General features: G+C 74.0%; 16 protein-coding genes. 10 read left to right on the plus strand and 6 right to left on the minus strand.

The features are described from left to right. Nucleotides 1–43: 43 nt before the first annotated feature. Both AB0L06_RS24130 and AB0L06_RS24135 read right to left on the minus strand, forming a co-directional pair. The gene (locus tag AB0L06_RS24130) at nucleotides 44–589 is read right to left on the minus strand and encodes a dihydrofolate reductase family protein (RefSeq protein ID WP_500233326.1); all 546 of its coding nucleotides are present in this window, start codon (nucleotides 587–589) and stop codon (nucleotides 44–46) included. Nucleotides 590–660: 71 nt separating this feature from the next. Further along, nucleotides 661–2,106, minus strand: coding sequence for an MFS transporter (locus AB0L06_RS24135; protein WP_500233327.1), 1,446 nt, complete (start codon nucleotides 2,104–2,106; stop codon nucleotides 661–663). A 362-nt stretch (nucleotides 2,107–2,468) separates the two neighbouring features. Between AB0L06_RS24135 and AB0L06_RS24140 the strand changes: the two genes are divergently transcribed. From AB0L06_RS24140 to AB0L06_RS24170, 7 genes are all read left to right on the plus strand, one after another. Further along, complete coding sequence (locus AB0L06_RS24140) at nucleotides 2,469–4,394, plus strand: RCC1 domain-containing protein (protein WP_500233328.1); 1,926 nt, start codon at nucleotides 2,469–2,471, stop codon at nucleotides 4,392–4,394. 173 nt (nucleotides 4,395–4,567) lie between these two features. After that, on the plus strand, nucleotides 4,568–5,554 hold the full coding sequence (locus AB0L06_RS24145; RefSeq protein ID WP_500233329.1) for a DUF1702 family protein: 987 nt from the start codon (nucleotides 4,568–4,570) through the stop codon (nucleotides 5,552–5,554). Between the two features lie 184 nt (nucleotides 5,555–5,738). Beyond that, a complete protein-coding gene (locus tag AB0L06_RS24150) occupies nucleotides 5,739–6,716 on the plus strand; it encodes a DUF1702 family protein (RefSeq protein WP_500233330.1) in 978 nt (325 codons plus the stop codon). 113 nt (nucleotides 6,717–6,829) lie between these two features. Further along, complete coding sequence (locus AB0L06_RS24155) at nucleotides 6,830–12,610, plus strand: type I polyketide synthase (protein WP_500233331.1); 5,781 nt, start codon at nucleotides 6,830–6,832, stop codon at nucleotides 12,608–12,610. Continuing rightward, the gene (locus AB0L06_RS24160; RefSeq protein ID WP_500233332.1) at nucleotides 12,607–13,065 is read left to right on the plus strand and encodes an acyl-CoA thioesterase; all 459 of its coding nucleotides are present in this window, start codon (nucleotides 12,607–12,609) and stop codon (nucleotides 13,063–13,065) included. The genes AB0L06_RS24155 and AB0L06_RS24160 overlap by 4 nt, the downstream gene beginning before the upstream one ends. Then, nucleotides 13,062–13,646 (plus strand): flavin reductase family protein, encoded by a 585-nt coding sequence (locus AB0L06_RS24165; protein WP_500233333.1) that lies wholly within the window; start codon nucleotides 13,062–13,064, stop codon nucleotides 13,644–13,646. The genes AB0L06_RS24160 and AB0L06_RS24165 overlap by 4 nt, the downstream gene beginning before the upstream one ends. Before the next feature lie 40 nt (nucleotides 13,647–13,686). Beyond that, the gene (locus tag AB0L06_RS24170; RefSeq protein ID WP_500233334.1) at nucleotides 13,687–15,063 is read left to right on the plus strand and encodes a cytochrome P450; all 1,377 of its coding nucleotides are present in this window, start codon (nucleotides 13,687–13,689) and stop codon (nucleotides 15,061–15,063) included. Between the two features lie 56 nt (nucleotides 15,064–15,119). Here AB0L06_RS24170 and AB0L06_RS24175 read toward each other — a convergent pair whose 3' ends face one another. Then, a complete protein-coding gene (locus AB0L06_RS24175; RefSeq protein WP_500233335.1) occupies nucleotides 15,120–16,382 on the minus strand; it encodes a ParB/RepB/Spo0J family partition protein in 1,263 nt (420 codons plus the stop codon). A 747-nt stretch (nucleotides 16,383–17,129) separates the two neighbouring features. On the opposite strand from AB0L06_RS24175, the gene AB0L06_RS24180 reads away from it, so the two are divergent. The 3 genes from AB0L06_RS24180 to AB0L06_RS24190 all read left to right on the plus strand — a co-directional run bounded on the left by AB0L06_RS24180 (nucleotide 17,130) and on the right by AB0L06_RS24190 (nucleotide 21,444). Further along, a complete protein-coding gene (locus AB0L06_RS24180) occupies nucleotides 17,130–18,158 on the plus strand; it encodes an alpha/beta fold hydrolase (protein ID WP_500233336.1) in 1,029 nt (342 codons plus the stop codon). Nucleotides 18,159–18,413: 255 nt separating this feature from the next. Continuing rightward, entirely contained in the window at nucleotides 18,414–20,591 is a 2,178-nt protein-coding gene (locus AB0L06_RS24185) for a molybdopterin-dependent oxidoreductase (protein WP_500233337.1), read from the plus strand. Nucleotides 20,592–20,772: 181 nt separating this feature from the next. Next, nucleotides 20,773–21,444 (plus strand): TetR/AcrR family transcriptional regulator, encoded by a 672-nt coding sequence (locus AB0L06_RS24190; RefSeq protein ID WP_500233338.1) that lies wholly within the window; start codon nucleotides 20,773–20,775, stop codon nucleotides 21,442–21,444. Nucleotides 21,445–21,541: 97 nt separating this feature from the next. On the opposite strand, the gene AB0L06_RS24195 is transcribed toward AB0L06_RS24190, so the two are convergent. The 3 genes from AB0L06_RS24195 to AB0L06_RS24205 all read right to left on the minus strand — a co-directional run bounded on the left by AB0L06_RS24195 (nucleotide 21,542) and on the right by AB0L06_RS24205 (nucleotide 24,690). Then, a complete protein-coding gene (locus AB0L06_RS24195) occupies nucleotides 21,542–22,288 on the minus strand; it encodes a DNA alkylation repair protein (RefSeq protein ID WP_500233339.1) in 747 nt (248 codons plus the stop codon). 159 nt (nucleotides 22,289–22,447) lie between these two features. Further along, nucleotides 22,448–23,806: an RCC1 domain-containing protein gene (locus AB0L06_RS24200; protein WP_500233340.1), complete on the minus strand. Its 1,359-nt coding sequence runs from the start codon at nucleotides 23,804–23,806 to the stop codon at nucleotides 22,448–22,450. Then, nucleotides 23,803–24,690: a hypothetical protein gene (locus AB0L06_RS24205; protein ID WP_500233341.1), complete on the minus strand. Its 888-nt coding sequence runs from the start codon at nucleotides 24,688–24,690 to the stop codon at nucleotides 23,803–23,805. The genes AB0L06_RS24200 and AB0L06_RS24205 overlap by 4 nt, the downstream gene beginning before the upstream one ends. Nucleotides 24,691–24,773 lie beyond the last annotated feature (83 nt).

The raw sequence follows: 24,773 nt of genomic DNA on the forward strand, positions 1-24,773 counted from the left end.
ACGGTGGCTGGACGGGCCCCGCCGGCGGTTCGTCCGGCCGTGGTCAGCGGGCCGGACGGTACTGGGCGCTGATGACGCCGGAGCTGTAGGCGCCCGACCCCGTCAGCTCCAGCGCCATCCGGTCGGTGACGTCGTCGAACAGGCGCGGGCCGGAGCCGAGCACGACCGGGAAGATCATCAGGGACAGCTCGTCCAGCACCCCGGCGGCCAGCAGCGACCGCACCAGCCGGGGGCTGCCCGGGACCTGGATGTTCTTCCCCGGCCGTGCCTTCAACTCCCGGACGGCCTCGACGACATCGCCCCGGATCAGCTCCGAGCCGCTCCACTCGACCTTGTCCAGCGTCGCGGACGCGACGTGCTTCGCCGTGTTGTTCAGGAACGCCGCCATCGGGTTGCCGTCGCCCTGCGGCGGCCACAGCTCGGCGAACTCGAGGTAGGTGCGGCGGCCGAGCAGGATCGCGTCGGCGCTCGCGATCCCCTCGGCCATCGCCGCGCCCATCTCCGGCACGAAGTACGGACCGGACCAATTGGACGGCGTGTCCGTCACGCCGTCGAGCGTCATCATCAGTCCGGCGGTGACCTTGCGCATGGCAGCTCCTCTGTCGGCCGACGCGGGGCAGGGCTCCGCAACGCACACGCGTTGCGTACTAGCGGAACGTACTAGCGGCCCTCGCCCTGTTCCAGTGGCCGCCGCCGCGTGGCGAATAGAGCGGCGGTGACGCACGCGGCGGCCAGCAGGATGCCGAACGCGACCGTCAGCGCGTGGGTGTAGCCGTGGACCGAGGACGCCTGCGGCGCGTTCCGGTGGCTCGCGAGGTACGAGGCGGCGGCGCTGGACGCCAGCGTGTTGAGCAGTGCCGTGCCCAACGCGGCCCCCAGTTGCTGGGCCGCGTTGTAGGCGGCGGCGCCGGCGCCGATGTCGTGGCCCTCCATGCCCGCGGTGGCGAGGCTCGCGGTCGGCGGCAGGACGCAGCCGAGGCCCAGGCCCGTGAGGACGAGCGCGGGCAGCAGGTAGAGCGTGAACACGTGCGAGCCGTCCACGGTCAGGCGGGTCAGGATCAGCACCCCGGCGGCCGCCGCGAGCAGGCCGGGGACGACGACCAGCGCGGGCGGGACGCGGCCGTGCAGCCGTCCGGCGACCAGCGTCGACCCGACCAGCGCCGCGACCGCGTTCACCAGCAGCGTCAGCCCGGCCCGGACGGGTGAGTAGCCCAGGACGGCCTGCGTGTAGTAGCTCATGAACAGGTAGAACCCGAACATCGCCACGAACAGCAGCGTGATCGCCACGAACGCCGCGGCGCGCACCCGGTGCCGCAGCACCCGGGGCGGCAGCAGCGGCCGCGCCGCGCGGGACTCGACCGCGACGAACGCGACCAGGAGCGCGGCGCCGCCCGCCAGGAGGCCGGTGACCTCGGCGGAGCCCCAGCCGCGGGCGTCGGCTCGGGCGAAGCCGTAGACCAGCGCGGCGAATCCGCCCAGGCTGAGCAGCGCTCCGGCGACGTCCAGGCGTCCGCGGCCCGCGCCGAGCGGACGGTCCTTCGGGACGACCGCGACACCGGCGGCGGCCGCCAGCGCGAGCGGGACGTTCACGTACAGGCACCAGCGCCAGCTCGCGTACTCGGTCAGCAGGCCGCCCGCGATCAGGCCGACCGCCGACCCGGCCGCGCCGACCGCCGCGAACACCCCGAACGCCCGTCCGCGCTCCTTCGGCCCGGTGAACGTCGTGGTCAGCAGCGCGAGCCCGGCCGGGGCCAGCAGCGCGGCGAACGCGCCCTGGACGGCCCGCGCCGCGAACAGCGTCCCGGGGTTCGGCGCGGCTCCGCCGAGCGCGGACGCGGCGGCGAAGCCGAGCAGCCCGGTCAGGAACGCGCGCCGGTGGCCGAGCGCCCCGCTGACCCGTCCGCCGACCAGGAGGAGGCCGCCGAAGGCGAGCGCGTAGGCGGTGACGGCCCACGGGCGGTCGCCGTCCGATATTCCGAGGGCGCGCTGCGCCGAGGGCAGCGCGATGTTCACGATCGTCCCGTCCAGCACCACCAGGAGCTGCGCGGCGCTGACCACCGCGAGCGTCCACCACACCCGCCGGGACGCCGTGACGGGGGGTTCCACCTGTGTCTTCTCGTCTCGAACATGCATGACTTCCATCGTCACGGTGAACGCGCCCCGGAGACTTCGGCCGTCCGGACGGGCCGCCGACCTCCCGCTCGGGGGCGGCGACCCTCAACGCGCGGTTCATGGCCGGTGGGGCCCGTCACGCCCCGGATCAAGATCTCCACATTTTTCGGTGATCAGAGCAATCACGGACAGTGACGGCCGGTATCTCCCTGGTAGGACCGTCGGAGATCATCACGAGTGAGCGTCATCAGGGGGAATGCGCGATGAGGGTCGGTGTGAGGTTCGGGGCGGAGGGCGCCCGCAGGCGGCCGGAGAGACGGCCGCGGGGACGGGGGCGGGCAGGGGTGGCCGGCCTGATGGCCGTGCTGGCGGCGGTGACGTGTGCGCCCGGGGTCAGCGCGGCGGCCGCGACCCGGGACCTCGGGGCGGGGGACCGCCGTCCGAACACCGGGGTCCCGCCCACCGACCTCGCCTTCGGCTCGGGTGACGACAGCGCCGGGCCGCTGGGAGACGGCGCCGCCAAGAGGGCCGCCACCCCGGTCCGGGCGCACCTGCCCGCGGGCGTCACCGTCACCCAGGCCTCCGCCGGTCAGGGCTTCAGCCTGTGGCTGACCTCGGACGGCCGGGTGCTGTCCGCGGGGGCCAACGACTCCGGGCAGCTGGGGGACGGCACCAACACCCCGAGGAACATCCCGGTATGGGTGGCTCTGCCCCGGGGTGCCCGCGTCACCCAGGTCTCCGCCGGACGGAGCCAGGCGCTGGCGCTGACGGCGGACGGCCACGTGCTGGCCTGGGGCCGCAACAGCCAGGGGGCGCTGGGTGATGGCCGCGTCGTCGACAGCAACGTCCCGGTGCGGACGATGCTGCCCGAAGGCGCCATCGCCACCCACGTCTACTCCGGGCACCTTCACAGCCTGGCGCTGACCTCGGACGGCCGTGTGCTGGCCTGGGGCCACAACGCCAGCGGCCAGCTCGGGGACGGCACCACGACCGACCGCCGCGTCCCGGTCCAGGTGCGCCTGCCCGCGGGCGCCACCGTCACCCGGGTCGGCGCGGGCCGGTTCCACAACCTGGCGCTGACCTCGGACGGCCACGTGCTGGCCTGGGGACAGAACAGCTACGGGAAGCTGGGGGACGGCACGACCGCCGAGCGCCACGTCCCGGTCCAGGTGCGCCTGCCCGCGGGCGCCACCGTCACCCAGCTCGCCGCCGGCTGGGACCACAGCATGGTGCTGACCTCGCGCGGCCGGGTGCTGTCGTGGGGCCGGAACCAGTACGGGCAGCTCGGGGACGGCACCACCACCGACCGCCGCACCCCGGGTGAGGTGCGCCTGGCCAAGGGCGCCACCGCCGTCCAGATCTCCGCCACCAACGGCGGCGTCGCGGTGGGCGAGCACGGCCATGTGCAGGCCTGGGGCCTCAACACCTCGGGGCAGCTGGGTGACGGCAGCACGACCAACCGCCGGACCCCGGTCTTCATGGTCCTGCAGGGACGGAAGGTGACCGCCATCGACGTCGGCAGCGACCACACGTTGGTGCTGACCGAGCCGCGGAGCACCGGGACGGCGCTGACCGCCGCGCCCGTCCAGGCGGTTCCCGGGCACAAGGTGACCCTGGCCGCGACCGTGACCTGCAACGAAGCGCGTCCGAAGGGGACGGCGGCCTTCCTGGACGGCGACCGCGTCATCGGGACCGGCCGCCTCGCCACCGAGACCGGCGAACTGGGCAAGGTCGGCACCGCGACCTTCGACACCAGCGGGCTGCGCGCTGGGCCGCACCACATCATCGCCCGCTATCAGGGCGACGGGACCTGCCCGTCCTCGACGTCCGACTCGGTCACCGCCACCATCACCGATCACCCGCGGCTGCCCGAGCCATGCGTGGGCAAGGTGAAGGTGAACATGGCCGCCGAGGGGAGCAAGGTCCACGTCGGGCAGAGGGTCCGCTACACGATCCGGGTCACCGACACCTGTACGCGTCCCAACCACGACGCCGAGTTCACCAACGATCTGTCCGGCGTGTCGGGCAGCGGGAAGTTCATGGCCGGATCCGCCCAGGCCAGCAGCCCTCATCTCACCTACCGCGCGCCCAAGCTCCACTGGGCCGGTGACCTGGCCTCCGGCGCGAACGCCACGGTCACCTACAGCGTCCTCGCGCGCAAGGCCGGCGCCATGAGGAACCGGGTCACCTGGCACTGCGGTGCGGGGGAGGGACACGCGGCCCGGCGGGACTGCTCCGCCGACAACACCATCACCGTCATCGGGCAGGGTAAGCACCACTAGGCCGATGACCTCGCGCGGGGCCCGTTCAGCCATGGCGGCTGAGCGGGCCCCGCCGGCATTTCGCGCGCCCGAATCCCCGTGGGATGGTGGGAACACGGCAAGCAGGGAGAAGCCGGGCGAGAGGCCGGGGCACAGCATGGGGTGACGGACCCGTCGCGGAGGGGGAGGCCATCGTGCCGGTCATCGGTTCGCTGCGCAGGCTCGTGCTGGCGCCGTCGCTCGAGAAGGTGAGCTTCGCCGGGAGGGGGTTCCCGGTGTCGCCCTCGGAGGCGACCGAACGTCTGGAGGCCATTCCGCAGGCGGTGGTGTGCGGGTTCGAGTGGGGGATCGACCCGCGCAGCCCCTGGGAGCTGGAGCGCAGGCTCGCGCTCGTCGATCCCGAGCAGCGCGGGTTCGCGTACGAGGGGGCGACGATGGCCTGCGCCGTCCTCGACGCGATGGGCCCGAGGCGCGGCCACCGCACCCGCGACCTGCTGCTCGGGCCCGGACGTCCGCACATCTTCCTCGCCTATATCGGCATCGGGTTCGCGATGGCCCGGCTGCCGCGCGTCCTCTGGCGCAAAATCGCGCCGAATCTGCCGGAGGACGGCGGCTACTACCCCGAGATGTCCTGGCTCGCCGTGGACGGCTACGGCTTCGACCTCGCCTATTTCCATACCGAGCGGTGGGTCGACCGGCAGGAACGGCCCGCCGCCTACCCCTGGGAAGGCGACGCGGGCTACTTCCCGCGTGCGGTCGACCAGGGGATCGGACGGGCGCTCTGGTTCATTCGCGGCGGGAATTGCGGCGATGTCGCGGCGGCCGTCCGGGGGTTCGCGCCCGAGCGGCACGCCGACCTGTGGGCGGGCGTCGGCCTCGCCGCGACCTTCGCGGGCGGCACCGGGGACGCGGGCTACGACACGCTCCGCCGCGAGGCGGGCGAGCACTGGCCCGAACTCGCGCAGGGCTCGGTGTTCGCGGTCAAGGCCCGGCACTACTCCGGTTTCGTCCCCGAGCACGCCGAGGCCGCCGCCGGACGGCTCGCCGGGCTCCCGGTCGAGCGGGCCGTCCTCCTCGCCGACGACACCGCGGTGACGGGGGCCGCCGGGGCCGTGCCCGCCTACGAGCGGTGGCGCCGGAATGTGCGCGAGGCACTGGAAACGGCGCCCGCCTCCGGCTGAGCGCATTTCTTTGGACCTGTTTTCTTTGAGATTGCCGGGGTGGCCCGGGAACGGCATTCGCCGTTTCCGGGCCATTTTCCGTCCAGGGGGCCGCGGAGCACACGCGAAGTAGCCGCCGGGTTCCCGACACGTGCAGATTCGTACGGAGAAAAGCCCGACCGGGCACCGAAGCGGGGAGCACATCTTGGCGAATCAGTGGCGCAGGCTCCGCAGCCGGATTCTCACGCCGAAGAAGTCCGAGACGCATCTCGACGTCCGCGGTTTCCATGTGAAGAACCCTGAGGCGCGGGGCCTGCTGGAGACGGTAGGCGGGACCTTCCTGGACGGCTATGCGGGCGCGATGGAGGCGCCCTCGGCGGCCGCCGCGAAGGAACGGCTCGACCAGGTGCCGACGCGCTTCCGCGGGTTCGCCTACGAGGGCGCGACGATGGGTCTCGCCGTCCTGGACGGGCTGCCGTTCGGCGGCGGAGGCCGGACCGAGGAGTTCCTCGCCGGCCCCGGCGCCCCGCACGTCTACATGGCCTACGTGGGGATCGGCTGGGCGATGGCCCGGCTGCCCCGGTTCCGGTGGGGGACGCTGCACGCGCCCGACCCGCTGCTGCGCTGGCTCGTGCTGGACGGCTACGGCTTCCACCAGGCGTACTTCCACACCGGCAGGTACGTCCGCGAGCAGTTCCGCGAGGCGTCGTTCCCGTGGCCGCGCTCGGGACCGGACGGCTACCCGCTCCGGGTGATCGACCAGGGCATCGGCCGCGCGCTGTGGTTCGTGTGCGGCACCGACGCCGAGCTCGTCGCCGACACCGTCGAGGGCTTCCCCGAGCACCGCCGCGCCGACCTCTACGGCGGCGTCGGCCTGGCCGCCACCTACGCGGGCGGGGTCGAGGAGAAGGAGCTGGTCCGGCTGCGCGACCGCGCCGGGAGGCACCGGCCGATCCTCGCGCAGGGCAGCGCGTTCGGCGCCGAGGCGCGGCTCCGCGCCGACCTGATGGTGCCGCACGTCGGCATGGCCACGCGGGTGTTCTGCGGGACGACCCCGGAGCGCGCCGCCCTGGTCTGCGCCGAGCAGCTGCCGGACGACGCCGAGCACCCTCCCCAGGGGAGGAACGGCCTCGCGCCCGCCTACGAGACGTGGCGGCAGCGCATCGCCGCCGAGTTCGCGTGAGCGCCCGGCGCAGGAGCGCCCCGCGCGCGGGCCCCCCGCGCGAGAGCGCCGTGAGGAGGAGCGCCGCCCCCGAGGGCGGCGTGCCGGACGAGCAGGGAGAACAGGGAAAACGCATGAGCAGGATCGCCGTCGTCGGCCTGGCGTGCCGGTACCCCGACGCCGCCTCGCCGCACGAGCTGTGGGAGAACGTCCTCGCCGGGCGGCGCGCGTTCCGGCGGCTGCCGGACGAGCGGATGCGGCTGGAGGACTACTGGGACCCCGACCCCGCCGCCCCCGACCGCTTCTACGCCAGCAACGCCGCCGTCATCGAGGGCTACGAGTTCGACCGCGTCGGCCACCGGATCGCCGGGAGCACCTACCGCTCCACCGACCTGACCCACTGGCTGGCGCTGGACGTGGCGGGCCGGGCGCTGGTCGACGCGGGGTTCCCGGGCGGCGAGGGCCTGCCGCGCGAGCGGACCGGCGTCGTCGTCGGCAACACCCTCACCGGCGAGTTCGCCCGCGCGAACCTGATGCGGCTGCGCTGGCCGTACGTGCGCCGGACCCTCGCCGCCGCGCTGCGCGACGAGGGCTGGGCGGACGAGCGCCTCGGGACGTTCCTCGCGGAGCTGGAGGAACGCTACAAGGAGCCGTTCCCGGCCATCGACGAGGACAGCCTCGCGGGCGGCCTGTCCAACACGATCGCGGGCCGCGTCTGCAACTACTTCGACCTCAAGGGCGGCGGCTACACCGTCGACGGCGCCTGCTCGTCCTCGCTGCTGTCGGTGGCGACCGGGTGCCGGGCGCTGCTGGAGGACGAGCTGGACGTCGTGGTCGCCGGGGGCGTGGACCTGTCGATCGACCCGTTCGAGATCATCGGGTTCGCCAAGACCGGGGCGCTCGCCCGCCGCGAGATGCGGGTGTACGACCGCGACTCCAACGGCTTCTGGCCCGGCGAGGGCTGCGGCATGGTCGTGCTGATGCGCGAGGAGGACGCCGTCGCGCAGGGCCGCCGCGTCTACGCGACCGTCGCCGGGTGGGGCGTCTCGTCCGACGGCAAGGGCGGCATCACCCGTCCGGAGGTGAGCGGGTACCGGCTGGCGCTCCGGCGCGCGTACGAGAAGGCCGGGTTCGGCGTCGAGACCGTCCCGATGTTCGAGGGGCACGGCACCGGGACCGCCGTCGGCGACACCACCGAGCTGACCGCGCTCTCCGATGCCCGCGCCGACGGCGGCGCGTCCGGCGGGACGCCCGCCGCGATCGGCTCGATCAAGGGGATGATCGGGCACACCAAGGCGGCCGCCGGGGTCGCCGGGTTCATCAAGGCCGTCCTCGCCGTGGACGCCCAGGTGCTGCCCCCGAGCATCGGCAGCGTCGACCCGCACCCGGTCCTGACCGAGGACGGCGCGCTGCTGCGTACGCTCCGCAAGGCCGAACCGTGGCCGCAGGACGCCCCGGTGCGCGCCGGGATCACCGCCATGGGCTTCGGCGGCATCAACACCCACATCGTCGTGGAGGGCGCGGCCGCCCGCGGGTCCGGCCTGGACGCCACGACCCGCGCGCTCGCCGCGTCCCCGCAGGACGCCGAGCTGCTGCTGCTCGACGCCGGGTCCCCGGACGAGCTGCGCGACCGCGTCGCCGAACTCGCCGACTGGGTTCCGTCCCTGTCGTACGCGCAGCTCGCGGACGTGGCCGACGCGGCGCGGCGGCGGCTGGCCGGACGCCCCTACCGGGCGGCGGTCATCGCGCCCTCGCCCGCCGAGGCCGAACGCGGCCTGCGGCGGCTGCTGGAGACGCTGGACGCGGGCGAGACCTCGCTGCTCGCCCCGAACGGCTCGGCGTTCCTCGGCCACGTCACCCGTCCCGCCCGGGTCGGGTACCTGTTCCCCGGCCAGGGCTCGGGGCGCTCGACGACCGGGGGCGCGCTCCGCCGCCGGTTCGCCGAGGCGGACGAGGTGTACTCCCGGGTCCGCCTCCCCGAGACCGGGGACATGACCGCGACCGAGGTCGCGCAGCCCCGCATCGCCACCGGCTCGCTCGCCGGGCTGCGGGTGCTGGCGGGCCTCGGCCTGCGCGCGGACGTCGCCGTCGGGCACAGCCTCGGCGAGATCACCGCGCTGCACTGGGCGGGCGCGGTCGGCGCGGACGCGCTGCCCGAGCTCGCCGCCGCGCGCGGCCGGGCCATGGCCGAGCACAGCACCGGGGCCGGGGCCATGGCGGGCCTCGCCGCCCCGGCGGACGTGGTCGCGCCGCTGCTCGTGGACGCCCCGGTCGTCATCGCCGGGTACAACGGCCCGAACCAGACCGTCGTCGCCGGTCCGGCGGACGCCGTCGACGCGGTCGTCCTCGGCGCGGAGCGCGCCGGGATCGGCTGCACCCGCCTGGCCGTCTCGCACGCCTTCCACTCGCCGCTGGTCGCCCCGGCCGCCGACGCGTTCGAGGCGTGGCTGGCCGGACGGGAGTTCGGCCCGGTCGAGGGCCGGGTGGTCTCCACGGTGACCGGCGAGCCGCTGGCCCCGGGCACCGACCTGCGGGCCCTGCTCCGCCGCCAGATCGCCGACCCGGTCCGGTTCAGCCAGGCGCTCGAGCTGGCGGGCAAGGACGTCGACCTGTTCGTCGAGGTCGGGCCCGGCCGGACCCTCAGCACGCTCGCCGGGACCGTCCTGGACGTCCCGGCCGTCGCCCTGGACACCGACGACGAGTCGATGACCTCGCTGCTGCGCGTGGTCGGTACGGCCTTCGTCCGCGGCGTCCCGGTCGACCACGGCGCGCTGTTCCTCGGACGGCTCGTCCGGCCCGTGGAGATCGGCGCGGAGTTCTCGTTCCTCGCCAGCCCGTGCGAGCGCGCCCCCGAGGTGAGCGTCGCGCCGGTCGCCCGCCCCGCCGGGAGCACAGGGGGCGCCGCGCCGGATGTCGCGCCCGCCGAGGTCGGGGAGGGCGGCGGCCTGGAGATCCTCCGGCGGCTCGCCGCCGAGCGGGCCGAGCTGCCGCCCGAGACCGTCCGCGACGACAGCCGCTTCCTGGACGACCTGCACCTCAGCTCCATCACGGTCGGCCAGATCATGAACCAGGCCGCGGTCGCCCTCGGCGTCCGGCCGGGCAGCGCGCCCACCAACTTCGCCACCGCCACGCTTTCCGAGCTCGCCGAGGTCCTCGAGACCCTCGCCGAGTCGGGCGGCGGCGGCGCGGCGGAGATCCCGGTCGTCGAGGGCGCCGCCTCCTGGGTCCGCGCGTTCTCGATCGACCTCGACGAGACGCCCGTGCCCGTCACAGGTGCGGCGCCCGACGGGACGGCGGGGGAGTGGCGGGTGTTCGCCCCCGACGACCACCCGCTCGCCGCGCCGCTCGCGCGGGCGCTGCGGGAGGCCCGGATCGGCGATGGAGTGCTGGTCTGCCTGCCGCCCGAGTGCGCGGAGGAAGACCTCGGGACGATGCTCGCCGGAGCCAAGGCGGCGCTGGGCGGGGCGCGGCTCGTGCTCGTCCAGCACGACCGGGGCGCGGCGGCGATGGCCAAGACGCTGCGGCTCGAGGACCCGCGGGTCAAGGTCAGCGTCGTGACCGTCCCGCACGATGCCGCGGCGGTTCCGTGGATCGTCGCCGAGGCGGCGGCGACCACCGGGTTCACCGAGGCCCGGTACGACGCGGCGGGGGTGCGGCGCGTGCCGACCCTGCGTCCGCTGCCCGTCCGGGCCGCCCGGACCGTCGCGCCGCTCGGCGCGGAGGACGTCGTGCTGGTCACCGGCGGCGGCAAGGGCATCACCGCCGAGTGCGCGCTGGCGCTCGCCGAGGACACCGGCGCGGCGCTCGCCGTGCTCGGCCGCTCCGCCCCGGACGCGGACGCCGAACTGGCCGGGAACCTCGCCCGGATGACCGAGCGCGGCGTGCGCGTCCACTACGTCCGCGCGGACGTCACCGACGCCGGCCGCGTGCGCGCCGCCGTCGCCGAGGCGGAGCGCGAGCTCGGCCCGGTGACCGGCGTCCTGCACGGCGCCGGGCGCAACGAGCCCGCCGCGCTGGCCGGGCTGGACGAATCGGACCTGCGGGGCGCTCTCGCCCCCAAGGTCGGCGGCCTCCAGGCCGTCCTCTCCGCCGTGGACATGGACCGGCTGCGCCTGCTCGTCACCTTCGGCAGCATCATCGGACGCGCCGGCCTGGCGGGCGAGGCGCACTACGCGCAGGCCAACCAGTGGCTCGCCGACCTCACCGAGTCCGTCGCGGGCCGGTACCCCGGCTGCCGCTCCCTCTGCCTGGAGTGGTCGGTCTGGTCGGGCGTCGGGATGGGCGAGCGGCTGTCGGTCGTCGAGTCCCTCACCCGGGACGGGATCACCCCGATCCCGCCGGACCAGGGCGTTCAGGTGATGCGGCGGCTGCTGGCCGACCCGGACGCCCCGCGCGTGGTCGTGGTCAGCGGACGCACCGGACGCGTCGACACCGTCCGGCGCGCGGAGGAGGAGCTGCCGCTGCTGCGGTTCCTCGGCCGCCCGCTCGTCCACTACCCGGGCGTCGAGCTGGTCACCGAGGTGGAGCTGAACGCGGGCACCGACCACTACCTGGCCGACCACCTCCTGGATGGGAACCTGCTGCTGCCCGCCGTGTTCGGGATGGAGGCGATGGTCCAGGCCGGGACCGCCGCCGCCGGACGGACCGACCTCCCGGTCATCGAGGCCGCCGAGTTCGAGCGCCCGGTCGTCGTCCCGCCGGAGGGCACCACGGTCGTCCGCGTCGCGGCGGCCGTCACGGGCGACGACACCGTCGAGGTCGCGCTGCGCAGCGCCGAGACCGGCTTCGCGACCGACCACTTCCGGGCCCGCCTCCGCTTCTCCGCGGGGGACGCGCCGGACGGGCCGCCGGACCAGGTGGCCGACGGGCTGCCCGCAGTCCCGCTGGACCCGGCCGCCGAGCTGTACGGCGGGGTGCTGTTCCAGGGCGGGCGCTTCCACCGGCTGCGCGGCTACCACCGCGCGGCGGCCCGGCACGTGGACGCGGACGTCGCGATCGAGCCCACCGACTGGTTCGCCGGATTCCTCCCGGACCGCCTTCTGCTCGGCGACCCCGGGATGCGGGACGCCCTGATGCACGGCAACCAGGTCTGCGTCCCCGACGCGACCCTGCTGCCGACCGGCATCGAGCGGCTGTACCCGGCGGGCGACCGGGCGTCCGGGCAGGGCGTCCTGCGGTACTGCGCGACCGAGCGGGAGCGCGACGGCGACACCTTCGTCTACGACATCGCCGTCCGGGACGCCGGCGGACGCACCGTCGAACGCTGGGAGGGCCTGCGGCTGCAGGCCGTCCGCCGCACCGACGGCCGGGGCCCATGGGTGCCTCCGCTACTCGGCTCCTACCTGGAGCGGACCGTCGAGGAACTCCTCGGCCTGAAGGCCGCCGTCGCCGTGGAACCGAACGAGCCGGGCGGCTCGGGCGGGGACGTGGCGGCCCGGCGGGCCCGGACGGCGCGGGCGGCCGGGCGGGCGCTCGGACGTCCGGTCGCGGTGCGGTACCGCGCCGACGGACGGCCTGAGACCGACGAGATCGGCGTCCTGTCCGCCGCGCACGGCGCGGGACTCACGCTGTGCGTCGCGTCCGACACGACGGTGAGCTGCGACGTCGAGGCCGTCGCCGCCCGCTCGGACCGCGACTGGGCCGGGCTCCTCGGCGTCCGCCACGGGCTCGCCGGGGTGCTCGCCCGCGACGGCGAGGAGGAGCCCGACGTCGCGGCGACCCGGGTCTGGGCCGCCGCCGAGTGCCTGCGCAAGGCGGGCCTGCCCGACGACGCGCCGCTGACCGCCGCCGGGCGGCCCCGCGCGGGCTGGGCGGTGTTCGCCTCCGGCGGCTCGCGGGTCGCCACCTTCGCCACGACCCTGCGGGACCGTCCCGGACCGGTCGTGTTCGCCGTCCTGACCGGAGGCAGCCAGTGAGCGACTACTTCGAGTACCGGCACACCGTCGGCTTCGAGGAGACCAACCTCGTCGGCAACGTCTACTACGTCAACTATCTGCGCTGGCAGGGCCGCTGCCGGGAGATGTTCCTCAAGGACCTCGCCCCGGAGGTGCTCGCCGAGCTGTACGCCGACCTCAAGCTCTTCACCCTCAAGGTCGACTGCGAGTTCTTCGCCGAGATCACCGCGTTCGACGAGCTGTCGGTCCGGATGCGGCTGGTCGAGCTGGCCCAGACGCAGCTGGAGTTCGGCTTCGACTACGTCCGGCTGGACCCGGGCGGCGGCGAGACCCTCATCGCCCGGGGACGGCAGCGGGTGGCGTGCATGCGCGGCCCCAACACGCGGACCGTCCCGTCCCGGGTGCCCGAGGCCCTGGTCCGCGCGCTGCGGCCCTTCCGGCCTGCCGCCCTCACCGAGGCGGGTGGGGCGGCATGACCCCGGCCTCCTCCGATCCCGCCCGTTCCTTCTCGTCACCGGAATCGCCGGACGATGAGCTGGACGCGTTCGAGGCGGGGCTCGACACCAAGGAGCTGCGCCGCATGTTCGGCGCGTTCGCGACCGGCGTCACCATCCTGACCTGCGGCGGAGCGCGACCGCACGGGATGACGGCGAACTCGTTCAGCTCGGTGTCGCTCGACCCGCCGCTCGTCCTGGTCTGCGTGGACCGCGAGGCGGTGATGCACGCGGCACTGCTCGACACCGAGTACTTCGGCGTCTCGGTGCTCGCGGCCGACCAGGAGAAGGTCGCGCGGCACTTCGCCGACCGGCGCCGTCCACTCGGCATGGCCCAGTTCGACGCGATCGACTGGGCGCCCGGCGAGTGCACCGGCGTGCCGCTCGTCTCGGACGCGCTCGCGACGTTCGAGTGCCGCAGGTGGCGCGGCTACGACGGCGGCGACCACACCATCTTCGTCGGGCGCCTGCTGGCGGCGAGCCGCCGCGACCCCGACGCCCTGGTGTTCCACGACGGGCGGTTCCGCAGGCTCAGCCCCGAGCCCACGCAGGTGCGGCTGTGACCGGCCCCGGATCCGGATCCGGAAGGAGGAGGGAACCGCGATGACCGTGCACCAGGAGCGGCCCGCCGCGGGGACGGGACGGGTGCCGCCCGGTCCGCCCCGGCGCGCGATGCCGGGGGTGCTGGCCCGGCTCGTCCGGGACCGGCTCGCGCTGATGACCGAGGCGGTGACCGAGTACGGGGACGCCGTGCGGGTCGCCGCCGGCCCCCGGACGATGTACATCTTCAACCACCCCGACCACGCCAAGCACGTCCTCGCCGACAACGCCGCCAACTACCACAAGGGCCTCGGCCTCCAGCAGGCCCGCCGCGCCCTCGGGGACGGGCTGCTGACCAGCGAGGGCGAGCTGTGGCGCAAGCAGCGCCGGACGATCCAGCCCGCCTTCCAGAGCGCCCGGATCGCCGCGCAGGCGGGCGTCGTGGCCGAGGAGGCGGCGGGCCTGGCGGACCGGCTGCGGTCCCGCCGCGGCGGCGGTCCGGTGGACGTGACGGGCGAGCTGACCGGGCTGACCCTCGGCGTGCTCGGCCGCACCCTGCTGGACGCCGACCTCGGCGCGTCGGACGCGTCGGTCGGGCACGCCTTCGAGGCCGTCCAGGACCAGGCGATGTTCGAGATGGTCTCGCTCAGCAAGGTGCCGACCTGGGTGCCGCTGCCCAAGCAGCTCCGGTTCCGCCGGGCCAGGGCCGACCTGCGCCGGGTCGTGGACCGGCTGGTCGCCGAGCGCGGCCCCGGCTGGTCGCCCGCGGCCGACGACGTGGTGTCCCGGCTGGTGGCGTCCACCCGGGCCGAACCGGACCCGGCGGTGGGCGCGCGGCGGCTGCACGACGAGCTGGTCACGCTGCTGCTCGCCGGGCACGAGACCACCGCGAGCACGCTCGGCTGGTCGCTGTACCTGGTGGACCGGCATCCCGAGGTGGCGCGGCGGCTGCGCGACGAGGCCCGCGAGGTGCTCGGCGACCGGCCGCCCGTCCATGACGACCTGCACCGGCTGACCTACACGGCCATGGTCGTCCAGGAGGCGATGCGGCTGTACCCGCCGGTGTGGATCCTCACCCGGCAGGCGCTCCAGGACGACGAGGTCGGCGGCTACCACGTCCCGGCGGGCTCGGACGTGCTGGTCAGCCCCTACACCCTGCACCGGAACGCCGAGTACTGGGACGATCCGGACCGGTTCGACCCCGAGCGGTTCGATCCGGCGCGTCCGAACGAGCGGCCCCGGTACGCCTACATCCCGTTCGGCGCCGGGCCGCGGTTCTGCGTCGGCAACAACCTCGGGATGCTGGAGGCCGTGTTCGTCCTCGCCCTGATCTCCCGCGACCTGCGCCTCAGGACGGTCCCGGAGCGGCCGGTGGTGCCGGAGCCGATGCTGTCGCTCCGCATCCGCGGCGGACTCCACATGACCGTCCACGACGCCTGACCACCTCTGGAACACGCAGCCCCCGGACCGGTCGTCGGTCCGGGGGCTGCGCGCCGTCAGCTCGGGTCTTGCTCGGCGCTCTCCGCGTCGAGGACGGAGGCGAACCACGCCCACGCCATCGCGCTCCGGCGCGCCAGGCCCGCCACCGCCTCCCGGGCGTGGCTCGGCACGGCCTCGGCCAGGCCCGTCCAGTCGTCGGCCGCCAGCGCCTGGGAGTTGAGCACCCGCAGCAGCTCGCGGCCGGGGTCGGTGTGCCGCAGCGCCGGGTCCTTCATCAGCCGGAGCAGGACCTCCCGCACCTGAGCCGGTTCGATCGGCCGCTGCGCGGCGTCCGGCGGCGCGGGCCTGGACATGGAGGACGGGACGTCAGGCGGCGCGGGCCTGGCCGGACGGGAGGTGGCGCCAGTCCGGACGGGCGCGGCGCTCGACCGGACGGAGTCGCCGGGCCGGGCCGCGCCGCCGTCGAGCTGCGGCGTCCTGCCGACTGGTTGAGGCGTGCCGCCGCCTGGTTGAGGCGCTCCGCCGCCGGGCCGGGGCGTGCCGCCGTCCGGGACCGGGTCCCGGCCTTCGCGCAGCCGCCTTCGGACGTCGTGCGCGGTGGACAGTGAGATGCCCGCCGTCCGGGCGACCTCGCGGAGCGACGCCGCCGGGCGGTCGTTGATGATCTGCGCGGCCAGCCGACGTCCGATGGCGCCGCTCACCGGGCGCGCCCGCCCGTCCGCGCCGACGCGGGTGTTCGTCTGCGGAATCCGCGCGGTCGAACGCCGCACCGCCGCGACCGTCCGGGCCGACAGCCCGGTCCGGGCGGCGACCATCCGGTCGGACGCCTGCGGCTCGGCGGCCAGGATGCGCGCGGCGGCGGCCCGCCGGTCGGTCAGGGTGAGCGGGAGGCCGTGCGCGATGTTCAGCTCCACCGCGCGGGCGAACGCCTCGGCGGCGCTGCCGTCGAAGAACACCGCCTCGATCTCGATGTCGCCGCGCAGCTTCGCCACGCGCAGCCGGTGCATCCCGTCGATCACCCGCATCGTCGGGCGGTGCACCAGGATCGGGGGCAGCCGCGCCTCGACGCCGGCCATGCGGAGCACGTGCTCGTGGTCCACGCCCCGCAGTCGCGGGGAGTCGGCCGGGAACAGGGACGCGATCGTCACGCGGACGACCTCGCCCTCGCCCTCGCCCTCGCACACGGCGTCGGGGGCGTCGACGGCGCCGGGGCCGTCGGCAAGGCCAGGGGCGTCGACGCTTTCGGGGCTGTCGGAAGTATCGGGCGAACGCGTTTCTGTCGTCTTCGGTTCGGTCCAACGCGCGGTGCCGCGTGTCATGGATTTCCTCCACGCTTCCGGAACGGAACGGAACGAGCCCCGTGGTGCCCGCACTCGGACGTCTGCCGTGGTCCCGAGTGGGGGTGCACGGGCCATTACAGACCGATTCGCAGGTTTTGCGCAACCCTTCGTCCCGCATGCACGCGACTGTCACCGAAAGTGAGAGTTACTGATCAGTTGTTCTTTTTCAATCAGCGAACATTTACGCAGATGATGCCGGGTTATATCGCGGACATGGCAGGGTGGGTGACGCTGAGTGACGGACTCGTGTCCGGGAATAAATGCGCAGCGTTTCGACAATGGCGGGTCGCGGGGTGCGGATCATGGTCGCCCGGTGGAGGGGGAGCGGTTTCGTCCGGGCGGGGGGTTGCAGGCTATTCAGTCTTTCTTATCCAGTTGGCGGGAAGGTGAAACCGCCGACAAGACGATTCGATGCCGGAGGCCGTGCGACCCGGGCGTCCGGGGTGGTCCGGAGAGGCCTGGGGAACGTCTCCGGCCCGGCGGCACGCAGGCGAGAGCGCTCCCATGGTGATCCACGCCGTCCCGGGGAACGGGTGTGCGCGCCGTCCCCGGGGCCGTGCGCCCCGCCGGTGCGCCCGCCGATCGCGGGGCCGGCCGCAGTGGCGGGATGGCATCAAATTGACACGTCCCACCTAATGCGCATCGCACGTCGCCAACGTAATATCTGATCCCATTGTCGGCCTGATCGCCGTACCACGTTTCCCCGTCTCTGAGAGGGAGCCTGGCATGTATTCCCAGCGAAATCTCGGTTCCAGGGCGCTCTCGGGCGTCCGCAGGCTGCGTATTGCCGTCGGCACGTTTGTCGCCGCCGCCGCCCTGCTCATCGGTTCGACCATCACGGCGGGCGCCTCGCCCACACCGTCGGGCGCTCTTTCGGGGCTGCCGGGCTTCCGTGAGGGATTCGTCAATGTCGACGGCGGATCCCTGCACTATGTGCGGGGCGGCAGCGGGCCCGCACTGGTGCTCCTGCACGGCTGGCCGGAGACCTGGTACGAATGGCATGACGTCATGCCCGACCTCGCCAAGTCGCACACGGTCATCGCCTTCGACCTGCCAGGTCTCGGCGCCTCCGCCGTCTCCACCGATGGGAAGTACGACACGATCAGCGTCGCGGCGAAGGTCCACCAGGGCGTGAAGGCGCTCGGATACCAGAGCGTCGCCCTCCTCGCCCACGACGTCGGCTCGCTGGTCGCCTACCCCTACGCGCGGAACTTCCCCGGCGAGGTCTCCCGCATGGCCGTCCTGGAGGCCCCGCTCAACGGGTTCGGCCTGGAGAACGCCTACGGCCTGAGCTGGCACTTCATGTTCAACATGACGGCCAACCCGGTGCCCGAGCAGCTCATCAACGACAGGGCGCACACCGCGACCTACCTGACGTGGCTGTTCAGCTCGGCCAAGCACGCCGGGTCGATCGCCCAGTCCACCTACATCGACGCGTACGCCGACGCCGCGCACCGCAGCGCGGGCTTCAACTACTACCGGGCCTATCCGACCAACGCGACCGACAACAAGCGGCTCGCCGAGCAGAAGCTGACGATCCCGGTCATGGCCATGGGCGCGTCGGACGTCTTCGGCCCGGCCGTCGGGCAGTCCTTCGCGAACGTCGCGTCCGACGTGCGCACCGTCGTCGCCCCCGACAGCGGCCACTGGATCCCCGAGGAGAACCCGGCCTTCCTCGGCCAGTGCGCCGGCCTGTTCTTCGGCCCGGCGGGCGTCCCGGCCCCCTCGTCCGACCTGGCGAACTGCGTGTCCTGACGGACGCGCCGCACGCCAGAGGCGACCGGTCGTCCCCCGCGACCGCACGCCTGGGACGGCCGGTCGTCCCCGCGACCGCACGCTAGGCGGGCGGCCGGTCGTTCCCCGCGACCGGCCGCCCTCGTCCGTCCCCGGGGCCGGGCGCGCGCCGAAGGCGCAGCGCATTCCGGAGGATGCCGGACACCGGGCGCCTCGCGAGGCTGGGCGCAGGGGCGCGCGCGGGCGCGCCAGGGCCGTCCAACTCCGGGAGCGCCGATGCGAGAAGCCCTCCGAACCTGTCCCATCTGCGACGCGGTCTGCGGACTGAGCATGACCCTCGACGACGGCGGCCGGGTGCTGTCGGTGAGGGGGGACGCCGACGACCCGTTCTCCGGCGGCTACGTGTGCCCCAAGGGCGCCAGCCTCGGGAAGCTGGACGAGGACCCGGACCGGCTGCGGGCGCCCATGGTCCGCACCGGCGACCAGTGGCGCGAGGTGAGCTGGGACGAGGCGTTCCAGGCCGTCGAGCGCGGCCTGACGGGCGTGATCGAGCGCCACGGCCGGGACGCGCTCGCCGCGTACTTCGGCAACCCCACCTTCCACACCATGGGCGGCATCTTCTACCGCGGCCCGCTCGCCGAGGCGCTCGGCACCACCAACCTCTACAGCGCGAGCAGCATCGACCAGCTGCCGAAGCACGTCGCGGTCGGCCTGATGTTCGGCAACTCGCTCGCGATCTCGGTGCCGGACCTGGACCGGACCGACATGCTCCTCGTCATCGGCGCCAACCCCGCCGAGTCGCACGGGTCGCTGTGCGCGGCGCCCGACTTCCCGGGACGGCTGCGGGCGCTGCGCCGGCGCGGCGGCAGGCTGGTGGTGGTCGACCCCAGGCGCACCCGCACCGCCGCCCTCGCCGACCAGCACCTGTTCATCCGTCCGAGCACCGACGCGTACCTGCTGTTCGCCATCGTCCACACCCTGCTGGACGAGGACCTCACCACGATCCGGTCCGAGGTGTCGGGCCTCGCGGAGCTGCGGGAGATGGCGTCCGCCTTCGCCCCGGAGGCGGTGGCGCCGCTGTGCGGGGTGCCCGCCGAGGACATCGTCCGGCTGGCCCGGCAGCTCGCCGAGGCCGACAGCGCCGCCGTCTACACCCGGGTCGGCACGTGCACGTCCGACTTCGGCACCGTGACCCAGTGGCTGGTGGACGTCGTCAACGTCCTGACCGGCAACATGGACCGGCCGGGCGGGGTGATGTTCACCAAGCCCGCCACGCTGGAGGTCCCGTGGGGCCCGAAGCCGTTCGAGTCCGGGCGCTGGCGCAGCCGGGTGCGGGGACTGCCCGAGGTGCTCGGCGAGTTCCCGGTGGGCACGCTCGCCGACGAGATCGAGACCCCCGGGGACGGGCAGGTCAGGGCGCTGGTGACGGTCGCGGGCAACCTGGTGCTCTCGGCGCCGGACGGCCCGCGGCTCGGCCGGGCGCTGGCGGATCTGGACTTCATGGTCTGCGTCGACCCGTACCTGAACGAGACGACCCGGCTCGCCGACGTCATCCTCCCGCCGCCGCGCATGCTCCAGATGCCGCACTACGACCTGCTGCTGCTCATGGTCACCGTGCGGAACTACACCCGGTTCTCCCCGCCCGTTCTGCCGCTGGAGCCGGGGCAGCCCTCCGAGGCCGACATCATGGCCAAGCTGGCGCTGATCGCCTCGGGCCGGGGCGCGCAGGCCGATCCGCGCGAGCTGGACGAGCAGCTCCTCGCGGGGCTGCTCGGCGCGGGCGTCCAGATCCCCGGGTCACCGTTCGAGGGGCTGGACGTGGCGACCGCGCGGGCGAAGCTCTCGGGCGACAGCGGGCCCGAGCTGCTGCTGGACGCGCTGCTCCGCCTCGGGCCGTACGGGCTGTCCCTGGCCGACCTGCGCGCCAAGCCGCACGGCATCGACCTGGGCCCGCTCGAACCGCGGCTCGAGGAGATCGTCTGCACCGACGACGGCCGGATCCGTCTCGCGCCCGCCGAACTCGCCGATGAGGTCGGGCGGCTGCGCGGACGGCTGACCGAGCCGCCCGCCGACACCCTGCTCATCGGACGGCGGCAGCTGCGCTCCAACAACAGCTGGCTGCACAACGTCCCGTCCCTGGTGGGCGGCAGCAACCAGTGCACGCTGCACGTCAACCCGGCCGACGTCGCGCGGCTCGGGCTCGGCGGGCACGCCCGGGTGCGGTCGGCCGTCGGCGAGGTCGTGGTTCCCGTGGAGCCCACCGACGCGATCATGCCGGGGGTCGTGAGCCTGCCGCACGGCTGGGGGCATGAGGGCTCCGCCCAGAAGGTCGCGGCGCAACACGCCGGGGCCAACGCCAACGCGCTGACCGACGGCGCGGTGCTCGACCGCCTGTCCGGCAACGCGGTCTTCAACGGCGTCCCGGTCACGGTCGTCCCGGCCGAAGGGGCGTGACAAGACGCCTGAAGAGGCGCCGCCGTCCCGGCCCACCCGCCGGGACGGCGGCGGCGGAAACCGCAATCTGGGAGCGGGGAGTGACGGCCCGGGTGACTAGCGTGTGAGGCGAATGGTCCTTTGTGCGGCGTTTGGGAGTAATTGTGATGAAGAGCCGGAACGCTGCCCCGGGGACGAGAACGTGAGCCCACGCCGAGCCGACCCCAACGTCCGTCCCGCGCTGATCGACGTCGGCGCGCGGCTGCTGGCGGAGGAGGGGCCCACGGCCCTGTCCGCGCGCCGCGTCGCGGGCGAGGTCGGCTGCTCCACGATGGCGGTCTACACCCACTTCGGCGGGATGAGCGGGCTGGTGCAGGAGATGGTCCACGTCGGGTTCACCCGGCTGAGGGACTGCCTGGACCGGGTCGCCGAGACCGGCGACCCGGTCGCCGACATGGCCCTGCTGGGCCGCGCCTACCGGCACAACGGCCTGGAGAACCCGCACCTGTACGCCGTGATGTTCGGGGCGTCCTCCCTGGCGAGCTTCTCGCTGTCGGAGAGCGACCGCCAGCACGGCCGCTACACCCTGGCGGGCGTCGCCCGGTGCGCCGGGCGCTGCATCGACGTCGGGCGCTTCGAGGACGACGACCCCATGCTGGTGGCGAACCAGATGTGGATCGCCGTGCACGGCGTCGTCGCCCTCGAACTCGGCGGCTACCTGGTCGAGCCGTACGACGCCGACCAGTGCTTCGAGGCCCAGCTCACCGGGCTGATGGTCAGCGCCGGGGACGCCCGGGAGGACGCCGGGCACTCGGTCCGCGTCTCCCGCGAGCGCCTGACCCGGGAAGTCGGGGGACCTCTCGGGGTCCCCTGACCCCCGGGCCGCTACTCGGCGTCTCCTGCCCCCCGGGCCGCTACTCGGCGTCTCCTGCCCCCCGGGCCGCTACTCGGCGTCTCTTGACCCCGGGCCGCTATTCGGCGGCCTTGCGCTGTTTCGCGAGCTTCGCGCGGCCCATGAAGTCCTTGCGCTGCGCGGCGTCCATGTGCTCGATCGCGAAGCGCAGCGTGATGCGCGGCATGGTCTCCGCGTGCCGGTCCAGGAACTCGACCAGGCGCGCCCGGTCGCGCTTCCCGGCCTCCCGCAGGGTGCTGCCGACCACGGTGTTGACGAAGTGCTCGTCGTCGTCGACGAGGATCTCGGCGATCCGGTACGTGTCGTCCAGGTCGCCGCGGGCGATGAACGGGATGGTGGCGAACATCGCGATCCGCCGCTCGTAGAAGTGGGGGGAGCGGGCCAGCTCGTAGAGCACGTCGCGGGGGCGGTCGACCAGGTACCCGCCGACCACCTTGTGGGCGCTGACGTCGACGAGGCCCCAGTCGTTGATCCGGTCGGTGCGCCGCAGGTAGAGCTCGTACAGCTCCTTCCGGCGCTCGTCCGTGGTCCGCTTCCGGACGGCCTGGTGGCCCATCACGCTGACCGCGCCGATCCGGATGTCGTGGACGGTGCTCTCCAGCATCCGCTCGATCTCGGCCGGCGGCAGGTCGATGAACTCCTTCGCCAGGGCGAACATCTTCCCCATCCGGGCGCCCGCCCAGATGTCCTCGTCGCCGTCGTCCTCGCGGACCAGCGCGTTGCGCTCGGCGAGCGCCCGGTTCTCCTCCGGGACGAGGGTCAGGAACCTCGCCACGAACTGGTCGGCGGTCGGCTCGTCGGGCATGCCCGGGATCCCTTCTTCGGCGGTACGACTGCGTAGCGACTCGGCGGATACCGGGCCGAGCGTAGGCGTCCGCGGGTCTCCGGTCGAGCGACGCAGCGTGACGGCCCGCCGCGATGGCGGGCCGTCACGTTCACGACAGGGCCTTCGACCCGTTTCCCTCTAGGCGCGGCGCCGGCGCGACGCCAGGAAGGCGACGAACCCGGCGACGGCCAGGACGGCCAGGGCGATCCCGGTCACCTCGGCGGTGGTCGAGGATCCGCCCGAGTCGTGCTTGGTGCTGGCGGCCGCGGGCGCGGCGGCGGCCGGCTTGGCCGACCCGTCCACCGCGACCGGCGTGGTGGAGATCGGCTTGACGGTGGCGTTGCCGAGCTGGCCGGTGGCGTTCAGGCCCCAGCAGTCGATCGCCCCGTCGGAGTAGGCCGCGCAGGTGTGCAGGCCCCCCGCCACGACCAGCGTCGGACTCGGCCGGAGCCCCTTCACCTGGACGGGCTTGTGGGCGTTCACGTTCGTGCCGTTGCCTACCTGCCCGAAGTTGTTCTGCCCCCAGCACCACATGGTGCCGTCGGCGAACGTCGCGCACGTGTGGTAGCCGCCCGTGACGAGGTGGACGGGGTTGGCGGCCAGTCCCACGACGCGCTCGGGCTTCGTCGCGATCTTGATGGTGCCGTCGCCGAGCTGCCCGTACTTGTTCTCGCCCCAGCACCACGTGGAGCCGTCCGGCTCCACCGCGCACGTGTGGAAGTTCCCGGCCGCGAGCTGGACGGGCGTCGCGGGCAGGCCCTTCACCTGGACGGGCTTGGGGGAGCCCAGGCTCTTGGTGCCGACGCCCAGCTCACCCTCCTCGTTGTGCCCCCAGCACCAGGTGGCCCCGTTCTTGAGGATCGCGCACGTGTGCCACACGCCGGTCGCGAACCTCTCCGGCGGCGAGGGCAGGCCCTTGACCTCGACGGGCTTCTCGGAGCCGGGCGTGAGCTGGCCGTCGCCGAGCTCGCCGTACTTGTTCTGCCCCCAGCACCAGGTGCTGTCGTCCTGGTAGACCACGCAGGTGTGGTCGCCGCCGACCGCCAGGAGGCGGACGCTCTGGCGCAGCGCCTTGACCGTGATGGGGTTCTTGGAGTTGGTGAGGGTGCCGTCCCCGAGCTGGCCGTACTTGTTCATGCCCCAGCACTGCACCGTCGCGTTGTCCAGGAGCGAGCAGTTGTGCACCGCGCGGGACAGCGTGACCGTCGGGGACGCGGCCAGGCCCTGGACGGCGGAGGGCTGCGGTGTGGGGTTGTTCGAGCCGATGCCGAGCTCGCCGTACTGGTTGTCGCCCCAGCAGCGCAGGGTCTTGTCGCCGTACAGCGCGCAGGTGTGCGCCGCGCCCGCGACCAGCGCGGTCACCTGGCCGCCGCCGGCCTGGGCCGCGTGCGCCGCCGCTGCCGCCGTGGCCGGGCCGGACGCCGCGCCCGCCGGGACGAACGATGTCGAGGCCAGCAGGGCCACCAGCAGCCCTGGCCATACGAGAAAGCGCTTCACTTGTCCTCCGGACGTCGTCGGGGTTGTGCTGCTCCAGGAACCGGGGACGGCAGGTCACCCGCACGCGCGGCCGCGGGCGTGCGGCCGCGGCGGCTGAGGCCGATGCCGATCCCCGCGGCCGCGGCGAGGACCGCCGCGATCCCCAGCCAGCCCGGCCATCCCAGGCCGCCGGACCCGTGGTGGTGCGGCAGCGCGGCCGAGGAGGCCGGGGCGGGCGTCGGGTCCGAGGCGGGGGCGGAGCCGGTCGCGGCGGTGTACTGCCGCTCGAAGCGGAAGGTCCCCTCCGCGGGGGTCCGGTCCACCCACGTGAAGGTCACGACGTACCACTCGCCGATGAGGTCGCCGTGGGCGTCGAGGGGGTAGACGTGCCGGCCCTTGGAGGGCTTGGCGCACAGCGCGCCCAGCAGGTAGGTGCCCGACCGCAGCCCGGTGGCGGTGATCGGGACGACGCGCCGGCCGTCCTGCGTCCAGTCCTTGTCCAGGATCATGGGCCCGCCCGCCTTCGTGCTGCCGAGCGTGCGGTACCAGAGCGCCGAGTCGTCCATCATGTTGTGGACGTCGGCGGGGTCGATGGTCCCGTTCGGGGTGCCCGTGGGGATGGTCATCTCGATCGGGACGATCATCGGCGACCATGTCGCCACCCCCTGGGGGCAGTGCAGGGCCGCGCCGTCCACCATGGTCAGGCCCATCTGCGGGACCTTCCCGAACGTGGTCACCGGTTGCACCGCCGGGGACGCCAGGGCCGGAGGCGCGGCGCTCACCAGCGTCACCAGCGCGGCCAGGGCGCTCGCCGCGGCCCCTCGGACGACCCGTCCGGCGGCGTGCGGACGGCACGGGACCGGGGAGGCCGGAGGCTCGACGGGCGGTTCCGCGTTCTCGGTCATGGACACCCCTCAGCTCGGGACCGTCAGCGGACGGCGCCGGCCGTACGGCGCTCAGGAGGCCGACGCGCGTTCGGTCCTCATGG

Origin of the sequence: Spirillospora sp. NPDC052269, assembly GCF_040679435.1 — a bacterium.
Taxonomy (GTDB): domain Bacteria; phylum Actinomycetota; class Actinomycetes; order Streptosporangiales; family Streptosporangiaceae; genus Spirillospora.

Bases quoted from the DNA above. Each gene is read 5' to 3' on its own strand.
- AB0L06_RS24130 (WP_500233326.1), bottom strand. From the start codon at position 589: ATGCGCAAGGTCACCGCCGGACTGATGATGACGCTCGACGGCGTGACG.
- AB0L06_RS24140 (WP_500233328.1), top strand. From the start codon at position 2,469: ATGGCCGTGCTGGCGGCGGTGACGTGTGCGCCCGGGGTCAGCGCGGCG.
- AB0L06_RS24155 (WP_500233331.1), top strand. From the start codon at position 6,830: ATGAGCAGGATCGCCGTCGTCGGCCTGGCGTGCCGGTACCCCGACGCC.
- AB0L06_RS24165 (WP_500233333.1), top strand. From the start codon at position 13,062: ATGACCCCGGCCTCCTCCGATCCCGCCCGTTCCTTCTCGTCACCGGAA.
- AB0L06_RS24170 (WP_500233334.1), top strand. From the start codon at position 13,687: ATGACCGTGCACCAGGAGCGGCCCGCCGCGGGGACGGGACGGGTGCCG.
- AB0L06_RS24175 (WP_500233335.1), bottom strand. From the start codon at position 16,382: ATGACACGCGGCACCGCGCGTTGGACCGAACCGAAGACGACAGAAACG.
- AB0L06_RS24180 (WP_500233336.1), top strand. From the start codon at position 17,130: ATGTATTCCCAGCGAAATCTCGGTTCCAGGGCGCTCTCGGGCGTCCGC.
- AB0L06_RS24185 (WP_500233337.1), top strand. From the start codon at position 18,414: ATGCGAGAAGCCCTCCGAACCTGTCCCATCTGCGACGCGGTCTGCGGA.
- AB0L06_RS24195 (WP_500233339.1), bottom strand. From the start codon at position 22,288: ATGCCCGACGAGCCGACCGCCGACCAGTTCGTGGCGAGGTTCCTGACC.
- AB0L06_RS24205 (WP_500233341.1), bottom strand. From the start codon at position 24,690: ATGACCGAGAACGCGGAACCGCCCGTCGAGCCTCCGGCCTCCCCGGTC.